The organism is Streptomyces graminofaciens (genome assembly GCF_030294945.1).
GTDB lineage: Bacteria > Actinomycetota > Actinomycetes > Streptomycetales > Streptomycetaceae > Streptomyces > Streptomyces graminofaciens.
Genome location: NZ_AP018448.1, coordinates 9,267,702 through 9,284,152, shown reverse-complemented (window position 1 = coordinate 9,284,152; position 16,451 = coordinate 9,267,702). Strand labels below are relative to the sequence as shown.

Sequence of the window (16,451 nt, the reverse complement as noted above, 5' to 3'; positions counted from 1 at the left end):
GCCGATCGCAGGTGATTGCGGGGATCGCCCGCTCCTACACGTTCCTCAGGCCGTCGTCCACCAGACCGTCGTGTCCCCCGGCAGCTTCGCCTCGTCACCCGCGACCGTCACCTCGCCGTTGGTGATCAGGATGCGGCCGTACGCGGGGATCTTGACCGACTCGTTGGTGGTGTTCGCGGCGCAGACGAAGTCGCCGCGGCGGAAGACCAGGACGCCCGCGGGGGACTTCAGCCACTCGACGGAGTCGCCCGCGCCGAGGGCGGGCTGCTCGCGTCGCACCGTGAGCGCCGTGCGGTACAGCTCCAGGGTGGAGTCCGGTACGCCCGTCTGGGCCTCCACACTCAGGTCGCCCCACTCGGCGGGCTGCGGGAGCCAGCTGCCACCGCTGCCGAAGCCGTACGAGGTGCCCTCACGCGTCCACGGGATCGGGACCCGGCAGCCGTCGCGGAAGCCGTCCTGGCCCGCGCCGCGGAAGTAGGCGGGGTCTTGGCGGACCTCGTCCGCGAGGTCGACGACGTCCGGGAGGCCCAGTTCCTCGCCCTGGTAGACGTACGCCGAGCCGGGGAGGGCCAGCATCAACAACGTCGCCGCCCTCGCCCTGCGCAGGCCCAGTGCGCGGTCGCCGGCCAGGCGGATCTGCGTGCCGAGGCCCGGCTCGTTCGCGAAGCGGGTCGCGTGGCGGGTCACGTCGTGGTTGGACAGGACCCAGGTGGCGGGGGCGTTCACCGGGCGCATGGCGTCCAGCGTCCGGTCGATGACCACCTTCAGCTCGGCCGCGTCCCAGTACGTGCCCAGATACTGGAAGTTGAAGGCCTGGTGGAGTTCGTCCGGGCGGACGTAGTTGGCCGTGCGTTCGACCGTGGGGGTCCAGGCCTCCGCGACGAAGATCCGCCCGCCCGTCTCCCGCCCCCGCCCTTCCAAGGAATGCCCTTCGGGCCCTGTCTCATTTCCGGCGTACTCGTCCAGGACCAGACGCCACTCGCGGTAGATCGCGTGGACGCCGTCCTGGTCGAAGAACGGCATGACATCGTTGCCCAGCAGTTTCAGCTGGTCGTGGGCTCCGAGGTCGGGGAGGCCGTCCGCCTTCACCAGGCCGTGGGCCACGTCGATACGGAAGCCGTCCACGCCCATGTCCAGCCAGAAGCGGAGAATCGAGCGGAACTCGTCACCGACCGCCGGGTGCTCCCAGTTGAAGTCGGGCTGCTCGGGGGCGAAGAGGTGCAGGTACCAGTCGCCGGGGGTGCCGTCCGGTTCCGTCACCCGCGTCCATGCCGGGCCGCCGAAGATGGACTCCCAGTCGTTCGGGGGGAGCTGGCCGTTCGCCCCCTTCCCCTTGCGGAAGTGGTAGCGGTCCCGGAGCGGGGAGCCGGGGCCCTCCGCCACCGCCCGCTTGAACCATTCGTGCTGGTCCGAGGAGTGGTTGGGGACCAGGTCGACGATGATCCTGAGCCCCAGGTCGTGGGCGTCCCGGATCAGGGCGTCGGCGTCGAGCAGATTGCCGAACATGGGGTCGACCGCGCGGTAGTCGGCCACGTCGTAGCCGGCGTCGGCCTGCGGGGAGGCGTAGAAGGGGCTGAGCCAGACGGCGTCGACGCCGAGGTCGCGCAGATACGGCAGTCTGGCGCGGATGCCCTCCAGGTCCCCCATGCCGTCGCCGTTGCTGTCGGCGAAGCTGCGCGGATAGACCTGGTAGATCACCGCGTCGCGCCACCAGTCGCGGCGGGAGGCGACGGTGGCGACAGCGGAGTTGACGGCCGGGTCGGAGGAGGAGTGCTGGCTCATAACGTCCTTGGTACCTAACGGAGTTCTGGGCATTTTTGGACTTTGGTGTCTCGGGTCGGGTTGACGAGGCGGCCGCGGTGACAGCGGGGTCGGATGGACACCGCGGCCGCCACCCGTACGACAAGGCGTACGGGAGTCACGAGGTGGGCGTCAGCCCTTCGTGCCGCCCGCGGTCAATCCGGCCACCAGGTTCTTCTGTACCAGGTAGAAGAAGCCGGCGACGGGGATCGCGACGAGTACCGCGGTGGCGAACATCAGGTTCTGCTGGGCGTCGTGCTCGCTGACGAAGCTCTGCAGTCCGACGGCGAAGGTGTACTTCGTGTCCGACAGCATGAACGTCGAGGCGAACGCGACCTCTCCGAAGGCGGTGATGAAGCTGTAGAACGCGGCGACCGCGAGGCCCGGCTTGGCGAGCGGCAGTATCAGCCGCGCGAACGTGCCGAAGGGGCTCAGTCCGTCGACGCGGCCGGCCTCGTCGATCTCGAAGGGGATCGTGTCGAAGTAGCCCTTGAGCAGCCAGGCGCAGTACGGCACGGCCGTCGAGCAGTAGACGAGGACCAGCCCGAGGTAGCTGTCGATGAGCTGGAGTTCGGAGAGGATCTCGTACATCGGCACCATCAGGACGGCCACCGGGAACATCTGGGTGACCAGGAGCACCCACATGAACTTGCGGTAGCCCGGGAAGCGCATCCGGGAGACCGCGTAGCCGGTGGTGGCCGCGATCAGTACGCCGATGACGGTGGTGCCTAGCGAGACGATCAGCGTGCTCTTCAGCCAGTCGAGGAACGACGTGTGCTGGAGGACGAACGCGTAGTTGTCGAACGTCATCTTGTCGAGGATGCGCCCGGGGTGGAGGTAGTCGTCCTTGTCCGGGCCGAGGGACAGGAAGACCAGCCAGGCGATCGGGAAGAGCGCGGCCAGGCTCGCGACGATCAGGATGCCGTGCGAGACGAGGGACCCGGCGAGGCTCCGCTCCGCACGTCCGCGCGAGGTGCGCGGCGCGGGGGTGCCCGTGGTCGTACGGTCCGCCCGGGCCGTGGTCCTGTCGGGCGTCGTGGGCGTCGTGGTGCTCATGGGGGCTCCTGCCTCAGATCGCGAGCTGCTGCTCATCGCGGTTCAGCCAGCGGCGGTAGAAGGAGGTGAAGACGATCAGGATGGCCAGCAGCAGGATGCCGTAGGCCGCCGACTGGGCGAAGTCACGCGGCTGCTGTCCGAAGCCCAGGTGATAGGCCCAGGTCACCAGGATCTGCGCGTCGGGCGCGGTGTCGCCGAAGAGCAGGAAGATGACGGCGAACTGGTTGAACGTCCAGATCACACCGAGCAGGACGACGGTGGAGCTGACAGACCTCAGGCCCGGCAGGGTGACGTACCGGAACCGCTGCCAGGCGTTCGCGCCATCCATCTCGGCGGCCTCGTACAGGGAGGTGTCGATGGACTGGAGCCCGCCGAGCAGCGAGACCATCATGAACGGCACACCGCACCAGGTGTTCACCATGATCGCGGCGAACCGCTGCCAGAAGGTGTCCTCCAGCCACAGCGGTGCCGGCAGATGCAGGGTTTCCAGGACGGAGTTGATGACGCCGCCGTCGGCGAGCATGAACCGCCAGCCGAACACGGTGACGAAGGTGGGCACGGCCCACGGCAGGATCAGGATCAGCCGGTAGAAGGTGCGGCCGCGCAGCTTCTGGTTGAGCAGCAGCGCGAGGCCGAGGCCGATGACGTAGTGCAGGGTGACGCAGAGCGCGGTCCAGACGATCGTCCAGACGAAGTGCGACCAGAAGCGGTCGTACGACGTGGGGCCCCACAGGATGTCGGCGTAGTTGTCGAAGCCGATGAACTCGTAGGTGGCCTCGATGTGGTTGACACCGATCGTGCGGGCCGAGTTGAGGCTGTTGGCGTTGGTGAGCGTCAGATAGAAGCCGCGCACCAGCGGATACAGCACGAGGACGCCGAGCACGACGACCACCGGGGCGATCATCGCGTACGCGTACCAGTTGCGCTGGTACGAGTTCTTCAGACGTGCGAGCGGACCCGGGCGCCCGCCTGGCTCACCGCGGCGCTTGCCGGTCGCTCGGTCGATGGCGACTGTCATCGTTCGACACCTTCTGGAAGATCACTGGGGAGATCGGGGGCTGGGGCCGGGCTGGCCATGGCCGGTGGCCGTCGCATCCGTCCCCCGAAACACAAGGCGGATGCGACGGCCACTCGGGGTCACTTGCTGAAGTCCGGGACCAGCTTGGCGATCGCGGTCTCCGCGTTGCCCAGCCCCTTGTCGAGGGACTCCTTGCCGCCGGCGATCGCGAGCAGCTCGGTGTCGAGGGGACCCCACAGGGAGCTGTACTCGGGCAGCTCCGGGCGCGGCTGGGCGGCGGCGAGCACGGTCTGGTAGCCGGCGATGCCCGGGTCGGCCTTGACCTCGGCGGTGTAGGCGTCGTCGCGCGTGGGCAGCGTGGAGTTCTTCAGGGCGATGGTCTCCTGGGACTTCGCCGAGGTCATGAAGTTGACGAACTTCAGGGCGGCCTCCTGGTGCGCCTTGTCCGAGCCGGCGTAGACCGAGAGGTTGTGGCCGCCGGTCGGGGCGCCCGGCTTGCCGGTGGTGCCGGCCGGGACGGTGGCGATGCCCAGGTTGGCCTTGTCCTTGAAGGCGGTGCCCTTGTAGAAGTTGGTGATCTCCCACGGGCCCTGGATGATCGCGGCGACCTTGCCGTTGACGAACGCGTCCTGGATGTGGGGGTAGGCGTCGGCGGTGGTGTCGGCCTTGTGCAGGCCCTTGCCGTCGAAGAGGCCGAGCCAGGTGCCGTACGCCTTCTTGGCCTCGGCGGAGTTCACCGTGATCTTCTTGGCGGCGGCGTCGACGGTGTCGGTGCCGTCGCCGTAGAGGAAGGACTGGGCGTAGTAGGCCTGGGTGGAGCCCCAGTAGCCGTCGACGCCGGTCTTGCTCTTGATGGTGGCGGCGGCCTTCTTCAGGTCGGCCCAGGTCTTCGGGGCCTCCTTGATGCCGGCCTTCTCGAAGAGGGCCTTGTTGTAGACCAGCGCGAGGGTGTCGGTGACGAACGGCACGCCGTAGGTCTTGCCGTCGTACTGGGCCTGCTTGATCAGGTTGGGCTGGAACTTGCCCTGGTCCGCGAGGGCCTCGGTGCCGTCCAGCGGCAGGAAGAAGCCCTTCTTGGCGAAGGCGGGGGTCCAGCCGACCTCGGAGCGCAGGATGTCCGGGGCGCCCGTGGCACCGGCGGCGGTGTCGAACTTGTTCTGCGCCTGGTCGAAGGGCACGTTGACGTACTTGACCTTGATGCCCTTGTTGGCGGCCTCGAACTCCTTGACCAGGGCCTTGTACGTCGGTGCCTCATTGGTGGCGTTGGAGGTGTCCCACCAGGTGAGGGTGACCGGACCGTCGGCCGAGTCGCCGCTGTCGCTTCCGCCGCAGGCCGTCGCCGTGAGGGCGATCGACGCCACCAGCGCGGTGGCCGCTATGCCACGCCGCATGAGATCTCCTTGAGGGTTAAAGCCCGTGTGCTGTGGGACCAGGGCCCCGGGGAGGGAGGGCCCCGTCCGCCGCTCCCGCCGACTTGCCGACCGCGCCGTTGCCGCCGCCGGGCGTGGCCGAACGTAACAGCGATGTAAGCGCGACGAAAGACCTTGCTGCAAAAAAATGCAAGAAACGCTGCCGGTTACCCCGCCGTGACCTGCGCTTGAGGGTCCCGAAACCCAGCATCCAGGCCGCTCAGCGGGGATGAGAACGCCTGTGCAAGACTCTGCAAGCTCTTGCCACGACCGGCGGCTGGAGCAATCATCACTCCGTCAGCGTCTTGCGGGATCCACCCTTTTCCCGCGTGGGCGCCCCCGACGGACACCGACCAGAATCACGAGGGACCGCGATGACGCAGCAGCCCGCAGTGGGCCGCACCCCCGCCCGCCCCCGACGCAGGGCCGGTGGGCAAGCGGATGCCCGGCCGGTACAGTCCAGTGCTGTGACCACACGGCTTGCCGACATCGCAGCCCAGGCGGGGGTCAGCGAGGCGACTGTCAGTCGCGTCCTGAACGGGAAGCCGGGCGTCGCCGCGACCACTCGCCAGTCCGTTCTGGCCGCCCTCGACGTACTGGGCTACGAACGGCCCGTGCGGCTGCGTCAGCGCAGCGCGGGTCTGGTGGGCCTCATAACCCCGGAGCTGGAGAACCCGATATTCCCGGCCCTGGCCCAGGTCATCGGCCAGGCGCTGACCCGGCAGGGCTATACGCCGGTCCTCGCGACCCAGACCCCGGGCGGTTCGACGGAGGACGAGCTGACGGAGATGCTCGTCGACCGTGGGGTCGCCGGCATCATCTTCGTCTCGGGCCTGCACGCGGACACCTCCGCGGACATGCAGCGCTATGAGCAGCTGCGCGCCCAGGGTGTGCCGTTCGTGCTGGTGGACGGCTTCTCGCCGAAGGTGCAGGCGCCTTTCATCTCCCCCGACGACCGCGCGGCGATGAGCCTGGCGGTGACACATCTGGTGTCGCTGGGCCACACCCGCATAGGCCTGGCCCTGGGCCCGAAGCGCTTCGTCCCGGTCCAGCGCAAGATCGAGGGCTTCGTCCGTACGGTGCAGGATCAGCTCGGGCTGAGCGCCGCGACCGTGGAGGCCGAGCTGGTCCAGCACTCCCTGTACACCCTGGAGGGCGGCCAGGCCGCGGCCACCGCACTCATGGACCGGGACTGTACGGCGGTGGTGTGCGCGAGCGACATGATGGCGCTCGGCGCGATCCGGGCGGCCCGGCAGCGGGGCCTGGAGGTCCCGCGGGACATCTCGGTCGTCGGTTTCGACGACTCCCCCTTGATCGCTTTCACCGACCCGCCCCTGACGACGGTCCGCAAGCCGGTCCCGGCGATGGGCCAGGCGGCGGTGCGTACGTTGCTGGAGGAGATCGGCGGGACGCCGGCGCCCCACAGCGAGTTCGTGTTCATGCCGGAGCTGGTGGTGCGGGGTTCGACCGCTTCGGCCCCCGGGGAACGGACTCGTCCGTAAGACGGAGAGTTTGGGGGGTGGCGCAATACGTACGTAGTAGGCGACCCTGGCACGTACCCCTATGAACGTGCGTATTGAACCCGACCAGAGGATGATCGGTGGGGAACCGCTTTTCTGGCAGACTCTGTGCCCATGGGTGACTCGACCGTGACGACAGTTGAGGAAGGCCGGGAGCAGGCCGCTCCGCGGCCCGTCATGGGTGCCCCGGAGCAGGGTTTCCTGCGTCGCAGGCGGGTCCCTCGCCGCCCTCGGCTCTGGTTCGAGATCCTCCTCATCGCGGTGAGTTACTGGACGTATTCACTGATCCGCAACGCGGTGCCGGAGCAGAGGCACGAGGCGCTGAGGAACGCCGACTGGATCTGGCGGATGGAGTATCACCTCGGGATCGCGGTCGAGGACTCCGTGAATCACGCGGTGAACTCGGTGACGTGGCTGATCGTCGGGATGAACTACTACTACGCGACCCTGCACTTCGTGGTCACGCTGGGTGTTCTCGTGTGGCTCTACCGTAGTCATCCGGGTCGGTACGCGGCGACACGTCTGGTGTTGTTCGCCACCACGGCGGTGGCCCTGGTCGGGTACTACTTCTATCCGCTGGCCCCGCCCCGCCTGATGCCCCACGAGAACTTCGTGGACACGGTCCTCGTCCACCAGACGTGGGGCTCGATGGCCTCCGGCGACCTGAAACACATGTCGAACCAGTACGCGGCGATGCCGTCGATGCACATCGGCTGGTCGCTGTGGTGCGGCCTGACGATCTTCGCGCTGGCGTCCGTGCCGTGGGTCCGCGTCCTGGGCCTGCTCTACCCCGTACTGACGCTGGTGGTGATCGTCGCCACCGCCAACCACTTCTGGCTGGACGCGGTCGGCGGCATGCTCTGCCTCGCCTTCGGCTACACGGTGGCGCGGCTGTGGTACGGCTCGTTGCCGTACGCGCTGCCGCGTGTGGTGACGGACGGCCGCGAAGAGCGGCGATTGGCTTCGGCGAAGGCATAGCCCTGCTCGGGCTCAGGTCAGCAGGTCCGCCGGCCCCGCTTCCGCGAACGCGGCCACCAGGTCCTCGCGGCTCTCGGTGAAGTGCAACCAGCTGTCGCAGTGGACGGGGACGACGCGGCGGGCGCCGGAGGATGCGGGCGGCGTCGTCGCCGCAAGGTGACCGGGAGAGGGTTCGTCCCCGCGACCCGAATCGCGCGGGAGAGCTCGGGTGGGTGGGACGTGGTCGCTCGCGCCCCTGAAGGAGCGCGGGAACCGCGCGAGAAGCCCCACCGGCCGCGGTGGACCAACGCGATGCCGTCGTCCACGGCGACCGCAGCCGACGAACCGGCCCCGGGGGGTCTGGGTGCGTAGCCCCCAGGGATGGGACGGGTAGGGGCGGGGGGGGGGAGAACGCCAGGGCCCCGCCAGCGTCACCCGCCGTAGAACAACTCCTCCACCACCGCCCGAGCCCGTCGCGTCGTTCGTCGGTAGTCGTCCAGCATGTCGCCCACGTGGCCGGGGCCGTAGCCCAGGTAGCGGCCCACGGCGGCGAGCTCGCGGCTGTCCGAGGGGAACGTGTCGCCCGCCCGCCCCCGCACCAGCATCACCGCGTTCCGGACCCGCGTGGCCAACACCCACGCCTCGTCCAGCGTCGCCGCGTCCTCCGCCCCCACCAGCCCCGCCGCGCGCGCGGCGGCGAGGGCGTCGCGCGTCCGCGTCGTACGCAGACCCGGCTCCCTCCACCCGTGCCGGAGCTGAAGCAGCTGCACGGTCCACTCCACGTCGGACAGACCACCCCGCCCGAGCTTGGTGTGCAGGGTCGGATCGGCGCCGCGCGGCAGCCGCTCGGACTCCATACGGGCCTTGAGGCGCCGGATCTCCCGTACGGCGTCCTCGCCCAGCCCGTCCGCCGGATACCGCAACGGGTCGATGAGCTCGATGAAGCGGCGGCCCAGGTCCTCGTCCCCGGCGAACGGCTCCGCCCGCAGCAGGGCCTGGGACTCCCACCCCAGGGACCACCGGCGGTAGTACGCCTCGTAGGACTTCAGGGTGCGCACGAGCGGCCCGGACTTGCCCTCGGGCCTGAGGTCCGCGTCGATGAGCAGCGGCGGATCGGCGCTCGGGATCTGGAGCAGCCGGCGCATCTCGGCGACGACCTTGCTGGCCGCCTCGGAGGCCTCCCGCTCCTCGACGCCCTCCCGGGGCTCATGGACGAAGAGCACATCGGCGTCGGAGCCGTAGCCCAGCTCGTGGCCGCCGAAGCGGCCCATGCCGATGACCGCGAAGCGGGTCGGCAGGGTGTCGCCCCAGCCGTCACGGACCACGGCCCGCAGGGTCCCGGCGAGGGTCGCGGCCGTCAGGTCGGAGACCGCGCCGCCGACCAGGTCCACCAGCGCGCCCTGGTCGGCGGCGGCCGGGGACGCCTCGGTGCCGTACGAACCGACGATGTCCATGGCGGCCGTACGGAACAGCTCGCGTCGCCGTACGCCGCGTGCCGCCGTGACCCCCTGTTCGGCGCCGTCGGCACGGCCGACGGCGGCGAGGATCTCCTGTTCGAGGTGGGCGCGTTCGCGGGGTTCGAGCCCGCCGGCGCCACCGGCCACGCCCTCTCCGTCACCGAGGAGGGAGACGGCCTCCGGGGCACGCATGAGGAGGTCGGGGGCGAGGCGGCCGGCGGAGAGCACGCGGGCGAGGTTCTGCGCGGCGGCCCCCTCGTCCCGCAGGAGCCGCAGGTACCAGGGGGTCCGGCCGAGCGCGTCCGAGACCTTACGGAAGTTGAGGAGCCCGGCGTCGGGGTCGGCGGAGTCGGCGAACCAGCCGAGCAGCACCGGCAGCAGCGTCCGCTGGATCGCCGCCTTGCGGGTGACGCCTGAGGCCAGCGCCTCCAGGTGGCGCAGGGCGGCCGCGGGGTCGGCGTAGCCGAGGGCGACGAGGCGTTCGCGGGCCGCGCCAGTGCTCAACCTGGTCTCGCCCGGGGCGAGTTGGGCTACCGCGTCGAGCAGCGGACGGTAGAAGAGCTTCTCGTGCAGCCGCCGTACGACGGCCGCGTGGCGCCGCCACTCGCGGTTCAGCTCGGCGACCGGTTCGGTGCGCAGGCCGAACGAGCGGCCGATGCGGCGCAGGTCCGTCTCGTCCTCGGGGACGAGGTGGGTGCGGCGGAGGCGGTAGAGCTGGATACGGTGTTCCATCGAGCGCAGATAGCGGTACGCCGCGTCGAGCTGGGCCGCGTCCTGGCGCCCGACGTAACCGCCCACGGCCAGCGCCCGCAGCGCGTCGAGGGTGGTGCCGCTGCGCAGTGACGTGTCGGCGCGCCCGTGCACGAGCTGGAGCAGCTGGACGGCGAACTCGACGTCCCGCAGGCCGCCCGGCCCGAGCTTCAGCTGGCGGTCGATCTCGGCGGCCGGGATGTTCTCGACGACCCGGCGCCGCATGCGCTGCACGTCGGCGACGAAGTTCTCCCGCTCGGCGGCCTTCCAGACGAGGGGTTCGAGCGCGGCGACGTACTGCTCCCCCAGCTCCAGGTCCCCCGCGACCGGCCGGGCCTTCAGCAGGGCCTGGAACTCCCAGGTCTTCGCCCACCGCTGGTAGTAGGCGAGGTGGCTGCTGAGCGTCCGTACGAGCGGGCCGTTGCGCCCCTCGGGCCGCAGATTGGCGTCGACGGGCCAGATGGACCCCTCGATCGTCGACTCGGAGCAGATCCGCATCATGTGCGCGGCGAGCCGGGTGGCGGCGCGGACGGCCTTCTGTTCGTCGGCCCCGTCCGCGGTCTCGCCGACGAAGATGACGTCGACGTCGGAGACGTAGTTCAGCTCGTGTCCGCCGCACTTGCCCATCGCGATCACCGCGAGCCGGCACAGGGCCGCGTCGTCGGGGGCGGCGGCGCGGGCGATGGCGAGGGCCGCTCGGAGGGTGGCGGTGGCGAGGTCGGCGAGCTCGGCGGCTACCTGGGCGACATCGGTGGTGCCGCAGACGTCACGGGCGGCGATGGAGAGCAGACAGCGGCGGTAGGCGACGCGCAGGGCGACGGGGTCGGTGGCCTCGGCGAGACCCCGTTCGAACTCCGCCACGCCCGGGTGCAGGTCCTGCGGCTCGTACGTCACGAGCGCCTGCCAGTCGTGCGGGTGGCGGAAGAGATGGTCGCCGAGCGCGGCGGACGCGCCGAGCACCCCGAGCAGCCGGTCGCGCAGCGGCTTGGCCGCTATCAGCGTGTCCAGCACCTCGCGCCGGGCCTTGTGATCGGGCTGCGCCTCCAGCAGCCGGACGAGCCCGAGCAGCGCGAGATCCGGATCGGCGGTGGCGCCCAGGGCCTCCAACAGCACCGGGTCGTTCCGTACGGCGGTCAGCTCGACACTCTCCAGCAACCGCTCGGCGGCCGAGGGATCCGTGAAGCCGTGCCGCAGCAGCCGCGAGAAGGTACTGCTCCTGCGCCCCGGCGCCGTCATCCTCGGCCTCCCGTCCGATCAAGGTCGTACGAAGGTCGAGCCTAACCGGTGTGGCTGCGCAAAGCGCTGGGCTGGTCTGGGACCGGGCTTGGGCCGGGGCTTGAGGCCGGGGCTTGAGCCGGGGGCTTGAGCCGGGGCTTGAGCCGGGCTTGAGCCGGGCTTGAGCCGGGGCTTGAGCCGGGGCTTGAGCCGGGGCTTGAGCCGGGGCTTGAGCCGGGGCTTGAGCCGGGGCTTGAGCCGGGGCTTGAGCCGGGGCTTGAGCCGGGGCTTGAGCCGGGGGCTTGAGCCGGGGGCTTGAGCCGGGGGCTTGAGCCGGGGCTTGAGCCGGGTGCCTGCGGCGGCCTGTGCGTCTGGGTGGGGGTGTGCGTAGCGCCATACGCGACTGCGCCAGTCCACTCGCGCCTCTGCGGCAGACTCTGCTGCGACCTCCCCAGGGGCGCGGGGAACTGCGCGACCAACCCCCACGGACCCGCAGGGGTCGGCAGCCCGCATCCACCCCTGCGGACCGGAAGCGGGGGTCTGGGGGGCGGCAGCCCCCAACAGGACCATCTGGGCCAGCAGGACCATCAGCAGTGCCGGGGGCCTTGGAAGCGGCGGAACCTGGTCATCGCGGTGGCGCAGAGCATCGTTTTCGGCTTCGGTGAGGGGGAGCCGTTCAGCCGGACGCGGTGACGGTTCGAGAGAGGTCTGACGGCGACAAGGGAGTCATGCCATGGACATGAGCCTCGAAGTGATCCTGCTGCCGGTCTCCGACGTGGACCGGGCCAAGGAGTTCTACCAGGACAAGGTCGGTTTCCACGTGGACCTCGACGGCGAGGTCATGGAGGGCGTACGGATCGTCCAGCTGACCCCACCGGGCTCGGGCTGTTCGATCGCCCTCGTCGACGGCCTCCGGGTCCCCACCGGCACCCCGCAGCCGGGCACGTACCACGGCCTCCAGCTGTGCGTCACGGACGCGAAGGCGGCGTACGACGAGCTGACCGGCCGCGGCCTCGACATCAGCGAGCCGGTGCGGTTCGCCCCGCAGGACGGCGCGACCTTCATGTACTTCAAGGACCCCGACGGCAACGGCTGGGCGATCCAGGAGTACAAACGCCGGGAGACGGAGCCCCTGCACAAGGTGCTGGCGGATCTCGCCGCCCGAGGAGAGTGACGGTCGCCCCGCGCCCCGAGAGGGGCGCGGGCCGAGCCCTACAGCACCGGCAGGTTCTTCCGCAGCTCGAACGCCGTGACCTCCGAGCGGTACTCCTCCCACTCCTGCTTCTTGTTGCGCAGGAAGTTGTACAGGGCGGGAACGGCCTCGCCTGATCGGGGTTGACCAGTCGCTGACCAGGGATGGGGCGGTCATTGATGGTCGTTGTTGGTCGCTGTGGGCCGCCCTTCAACGGCCCACAGACGGCCCCGCCGGGCGGGACTAGGAGATTCACAGATGGCCGCTCAGCGCTCGGCCGCGCCCTATCTGACCTGCACAGGACGGCTCAACATCCTCACAGGAACCTTCAGGGCATCAGCTTGGGAAGCGGCGGGCATTTGGTGGCCGTTCCGGGCGCCGAGCTGGGCGAAGGGTGGGGGAGCGGCCTTGTCGGGCGCGGCTGCTTTCACCGTGGTTCCCCGCACGATCTGGCACGGCTCTGGCACGCCCATCGGTGTGGAGCCGGACGCGCAGGGCCCACTTGTCGATCAGGCCGCTCACGAAAGTCGACACCGAACTGATCGGAGTCGAGAGACACGTCGATGGGTTCGTCGGCGCACCAGCGGAAGGTCTCCAGTTCTCGTTCGGCCGATTCCAAGCAACGGGCAAAGTGGTGAAAAATCCCTCACTGAATGAAGCCGCATGATGAACCCAAGTCTCCCCTTGGCCCCGCGTGAGCCTCTAAGATGCGGACCGGTGTCTCCGAAATGGACTCGAGCCCCCCGCGTGTGCTTGGGCGACGACGGTCATGGTTGACTATGTAGTACCGGCGCTCGGATTTCGGGAGGGTGATTATTATGGCAGGAATCCAGGCTACCCTCCTACGGCCAAAGAGCGCCCGACTTGGAACGCCGCCTTTTTGAGAGGCTCCAGGTCGACAGGCACTTGGCACGCATTGTCCTTGATTCGCAAGGCCCGGCGAGCGAGTTCGGGGTTTTCCTTGCCTAGATATTTAAAGTCCTCTACAGATTCGAAAGCGAATTTTCGCACCATGGCACATTGCGCTGACGTTGGCGGCCTGTTGTCAACCAGCATCATCGCACTCAGCGCACGGTAAGCTCGGGTGTAGCGGCTTGCCTCGACTCCTATGTAGCGGCTCTGGTCTCCCTCTGTGGCCGAGATGTGGAGCGCTGCCTCGTATTCCTTCACCATCTTGGTCAGGTCGAGGTTCTGGGCAGCTATGTCGGCCAGGACGCGATGTGATTGGAGGGCTTCGAACGGATCGGCCATGCGGGTCCCTCCAGAACCATCAGGGACCCGCTTGGTGGCCAAACTCAACGCCCGGCGCTCCATGGATGCCGCGAGTTCCAGTTCTGCAGTGGAAAGCGAAGTGTAGAGTCCCGTGAGCCGGTATGCTGATGGGCTCAGATTTAAACTATCCTGCCCATAAATGTTTATCAGCGTGTCGACCTGCTTTGCAAGGGTCGCTATCTCGTTCCGATATATAGAGCCGCCATCTTGATCATATTGACCCATTTCGACCACATAATTAGATATCTCGGCGCGGGCCGCGTTATGTTGCTGCACCTCCGCGATTCTATTTGAAGCGTTTATAGCAGCGAAGGCGGAAACCATCGCCGTGACGGTAGCGAGTACTGCGATGGCAGCGCTGGCGAACGCGGAGTAGGCCGACAGTCGTTCGGTGCCCGAAGCGGTTCGTGCCATTGTGTCTCCCCGTCTGTGTGACGCGAAGGCTCTGGGCCGGGGTCGTGCCCTCCCCGCAGTGACCCATGAAACATTAGATCCCTTGTGGGGCAGATGTGCCATTCGAGGAAGGGGGGATCATGGTGCGGGGTGGGCGTACCCTCTGGGCATCCACGGGACCGGAAGTTCGGTCCGGCCGTATCAGAGCCCCAGGCTTTCTTGTCAGTGACCGTGTCCGTTGATGCGAGAAGGGTCAAAGGCCCCGGACTGTGATCGGGCGTGGCCTTTTTTACTGGTTCCCGGCAGGATTCGAACCTGCGACACCCGCCGGCCAGACGCCCGCCCGGCCGTGAGTTGTCGCAGACCTATGAGACGGAGCCGCCCGCGCTGACCAGCGCATCAGCTCCTTTGTAGCGGGACTCCGACACGCGCGTGTCTGGGGTCCTGCCCGCCGCCAGATCGCATCCCGGCCCAGCTGACCTCTCGGCCGGTTAAGCGGTGACGTTGGCGGGAGCCCGACCGACGGCCAGAAGGTGCGAGCTGGCAGCGAGCAGCTCCGGGTACGGCTCAGCCATCCGCGCGGCCGTCATGGCGGAGGCAATCAGGTCATCGGTAGGTCCCTCGCCTGGCTGTTGTTCAACAGCCTTGACCAGCGACCATGCCGGACCTTCGATCCCGAACACCTCCACGTCGGTGAGCCCCGACTCCCGTAGCTCATCGGCAAGTTCCTCTGCCCGGTGGAAGTACGCCAGGGTGAAGTGCGGGCCCTCGTGCACGGCCGTGCGGAGAATCTTGGACACCGGCTCCTGCATGCGCTCAGTGTGCAGGTGTGCGTACGTGACGTGCTCGAAGAGTGAGGCGTAGCGGTTAATCGCTGCTGCGGCTACGAGCCCACCCGGCTTCACCACGCGGCGAGCTTCAGCGAGCGCCCTGCGGCGGTCAGCAGCGTCGGGCAGGTGATAGAGGGGGCCAAGTAGCTGCACCACGTCGTAGCTGTCGTCGTCAGCGTCGAGCGCTCGCGCGTCTCCGAGCGACGCCGAGCAGATGGCGGCTGCCTGCTCAATGTGCCGCGGAATGGGATCGACCAAGGAGACCGCGTACCCGTCCTTGACCAGCCACTCTGCGTGCACACCGGCCCCGCCTCCGACGTCCAGCACGCTCGCAGGCGCCGGCGGCAGGAAGCGTCGCAGGAGTTCCTTGGTCCGGGCCAGCTCAAGACGACCATCCGCTGACCGGTGCAGGCGGCTGCTTTCGTCGACGGTCTCGCCGTAGAAGCGCAGAACGGAAGGAGCCAATCCGAAATTCGACATAACGGCAGTATGCTGTGTACCGGTGGACCAGTCCACCATGGAGACGGCAAGAGGGGCATTCAATGGCGCTACTGAAGTATGAGGAGATCGCGGAGTCGCTGCGCGCCCGAATCGCCGCTGGCGAGTTCGCGCCGGGGGAGACCCTGCCATCCGGGCGTGACCTGGCGGAACAGTGGTCGGTGTCGCGCGCGACGACCGTCAAAGCGATGGACGTGCTGCGGAACGACGGCGTCGTCGTGGCCAAGCAAGGGACAGGTTTTGTGGTGACGGAAACGCCCGTCGCACGGCCTGCGGGCGCGCGGCGGGCGGGCTCCGCTCGCATCGCCGGCGGCATGCCCTTCCTGCGCGTCGGCGAGCCGGATTGGGCGGAGCCACCTGCGCGAGTGGCCGCCGTGCTCGGCATGGACTCTGGCGTGTCTACGCTGCGACGCATCCGTATCCTCCAACTCCCGGACGGGAGTCCGCACAGCTACGCGGAAGCCTGGTTCCCGCTCGAGATCGCGGAAGCCTCCCCACGACTCGCGCAGACCGCCCCCATCCCGGAGGGAACTACTCGTTACGTGCGCCGACAGACCGGCCGCTTTCCCGTAGAGGGAGTGGACGTGACCACGGTCCGCCTAGCAACCGAGTCCGAAGCCCATCACCTGGGACTGCCCGAAGCAACGGCAGTCGCCGTGGTTCTACATACCGCATACGACCAAGAGGGGCGCCCGCTCGTATGCGAGGAGGGCGTCACTCCCTCCCCTCACTACGAGCAGGTGGACACCTATGCGATGTAGGCCAGAGTGACCCATAAGGGAGCTGGACCGGTCCGCCGGTCCAGCTTTTTCTTTTCTTTTTATGGCCCCTGACCAGTACCAATGACCAACTCGCCGACTCCGATGGGGACTTGGAGGTTGACTGGACCGGTCCACCGGTCCAGTCTAGGGATGTGCCCGGAGGAAAGCCCGCAGGGGTGAGTACGAAGGCAGCGCACGTTGGTTGAGAACTCAACAAAGGGCGCACCGCAGCCTGCACATGGGGAAGAGCGGCCGTCAGAAGCATCAGGCAACAGCGACAAGCCGTAGGCCCTGCCGCACGAGCAGCAAGAACCTTCTCCCAT

General features: G+C 68.5%; 11 protein-coding genes and 2 pseudogenes. 4 read left to right on the top strand and 9 right to left on the bottom strand.

The features are described 5' to 3' along the window. Positions 1-45: 45 nt before the first annotated feature. The 4 genes from SGFS_RS40845 to SGFS_RS40830 form a co-directional block, all read right to left on the bottom strand. On the bottom strand, positions 46-1,782 hold the full coding sequence (locus SGFS_RS40845; protein WP_286257330.1) for a glycoside hydrolase family 13 protein: 1,737 nt from the start codon (positions 1,780-1,782) through the stop codon (positions 46-48). Positions 1,783-1,932: 150 nt separating this feature from the next. Next, complete coding sequence (locus tag SGFS_RS40840) at positions 1,933-2,856, bottom strand: sugar ABC transporter permease (RefSeq protein ID WP_286257329.1); 924 nt, start codon at positions 2,854-2,856, stop codon at positions 1,933-1,935. A 13-nt stretch (positions 2,857-2,869) separates the two neighbouring features. Then, positions 2,870-3,874, bottom strand: a complete 1,005-nt coding sequence (locus tag SGFS_RS40835) for a carbohydrate ABC transporter permease (RefSeq protein WP_286257328.1) — start codon at positions 3,872-3,874, stop codon at positions 2,870-2,872. 119 nt (positions 3,875-3,993) lie between these two features. Continuing rightward, positions 3,994-5,265, bottom strand: coding sequence for an extracellular solute-binding protein (locus SGFS_RS40830; protein WP_286257327.1), 1,272 nt, complete (start codon positions 5,263-5,265; stop codon positions 3,994-3,996). A gap of 485 nt (positions 5,266-5,750) precedes the next feature. On the opposite strand from SGFS_RS40830, the gene SGFS_RS40825 reads away from it, so the two are divergent. Then, the gene (locus tag SGFS_RS40825; RefSeq protein WP_286257326.1) at positions 5,751-6,785 is read left to right on the top strand and encodes a LacI family DNA-binding transcriptional regulator; all 1,035 of its coding nucleotides are present in this window, start codon (positions 5,751-5,753) and stop codon (positions 6,783-6,785) included. Positions 6,786-6,917: 132 nt separating this feature from the next. After that, a complete protein-coding gene (locus tag SGFS_RS40820; protein ID WP_286257325.1) occupies positions 6,918-7,781 on the top strand; it encodes a phosphatase PAP2 family protein in 864 nt (287 codons plus the stop codon). 12 nt (positions 7,782-7,793) lie between these two features. Here the strand turns inward: SGFS_RS40820 and SGFS_RS40815 are convergent. Then, positions 7,794-7,907 (bottom strand): annotated as a pseudogene (locus tag SGFS_RS40815) (MBL fold metallo-hydrolase); the annotation flags it as partial. A gap of 284 nt (positions 7,908-8,191) precedes the next feature. Beyond that, positions 8,192-11,203: a bifunctional [glutamine synthetase] adenylyltransferase/[glutamine synthetase]-adenylyl-L-tyrosine phosphorylase gene (locus SGFS_RS40810; RefSeq protein WP_286257324.1), complete on the bottom strand. Its 3,012-nt coding sequence runs from the start codon at positions 11,201-11,203 to the stop codon at positions 8,192-8,194. A gap of 712 nt (positions 11,204-11,915) precedes the next feature. On the opposite strand from SGFS_RS40810, the gene SGFS_RS40805 reads away from it, so the two are divergent. After that, a complete protein-coding gene (locus SGFS_RS40805) occupies positions 11,916-12,356 on the top strand; it encodes a VOC family protein (protein ID WP_286257322.1) in 441 nt (146 codons plus the stop codon). Between the two features lie 38 nt (positions 12,357-12,394). On the opposite strand, the pseudogene SGFS_RS51910 reads toward SGFS_RS40805, so the two are convergent. From SGFS_RS51910 to SGFS_RS40795, 3 genes and pseudogenes are all read right to left on the bottom strand, one after another. Beyond that, positions 12,395-12,481 (bottom strand): annotated as a pseudogene (locus tag SGFS_RS51910) (glutamine synthetase); the annotation flags it as partial. 727 nt (positions 12,482-13,208) lie between these two features. Beyond that, the gene (locus SGFS_RS40800) at positions 13,209-14,060 is read right to left on the bottom strand and encodes a hypothetical protein (RefSeq protein ID WP_286257320.1); all 852 of its coding nucleotides are present in this window, start codon (positions 14,058-14,060) and stop codon (positions 13,209-13,211) included. A gap of 470 nt (positions 14,061-14,530) precedes the next feature. Continuing rightward, on the bottom strand, positions 14,531-15,349 hold the full coding sequence (locus tag SGFS_RS40795; protein ID WP_286257319.1) for a class I SAM-dependent methyltransferase: 819 nt from the start codon (positions 15,347-15,349) through the stop codon (positions 14,531-14,533). Positions 15,350-15,411: 62 nt separating this feature from the next. Between SGFS_RS40795 and SGFS_RS40790 the strand changes: the two genes are divergently transcribed. After that, complete coding sequence (locus SGFS_RS40790; protein ID WP_286257318.1) at positions 15,412-16,128, top strand: GntR family transcriptional regulator; 717 nt, start codon at positions 15,412-15,414, stop codon at positions 16,126-16,128. Positions 16,129-16,451 lie beyond the last annotated feature (323 nt).

Coding starts and splice junctions, on each gene's coding strand:
- SGFS_RS40845 (WP_286257330.1), bottom strand. CDS start 1,782: ATGAGCCAGCACTCCTCCTCCGACCCGGCCGTCAACTCCGCTGTCGCC.
- SGFS_RS40840 (WP_286257329.1), bottom strand. CDS start 2,856: ATGAGCACCACGACGCCCACGACGCCCGACAGGACCACGGCCCGGGCG.
- SGFS_RS40835 (WP_286257328.1), bottom strand. CDS start 3,874: ATGACAGTCGCCATCGACCGAGCGACCGGCAAGCGCCGCGGTGAGCCA.
- SGFS_RS40830 (WP_286257327.1), bottom strand. CDS start 5,265: ATGCGGCGTGGCATAGCGGCCACCGCGCTGGTGGCGTCGATCGCCCTC.
- SGFS_RS40820 (WP_286257325.1), top strand. CDS start 6,918: ATGGGTGACTCGACCGTGACGACAGTTGAGGAAGGCCGGGAGCAGGCC.
- SGFS_RS40810 (WP_286257324.1), bottom strand. CDS start 11,203: ATGACGGCGCCGGGGCGCAGGAGCAGTACCTTCTCGCGGCTGCTGCGG.
- SGFS_RS40805 (WP_286257322.1), top strand. CDS start 11,916: ATGGACATGAGCCTCGAAGTGATCCTGCTGCCGGTCTCCGACGTGGAC.
- SGFS_RS40800 (WP_286257320.1), bottom strand. CDS start 14,060: ATGGCACGAACCGCTTCGGGCACCGAACGACTGTCGGCCTACTCCGCG.
- SGFS_RS40795 (WP_286257319.1), bottom strand. CDS start 15,349: ATGTCGAATTTCGGATTGGCTCCTTCCGTTCTGCGCTTCTACGGCGAG.
- SGFS_RS40790 (WP_286257318.1), top strand. CDS start 15,412: ATGGCGCTACTGAAGTATGAGGAGATCGCGGAGTCGCTGCGCGCCCGA.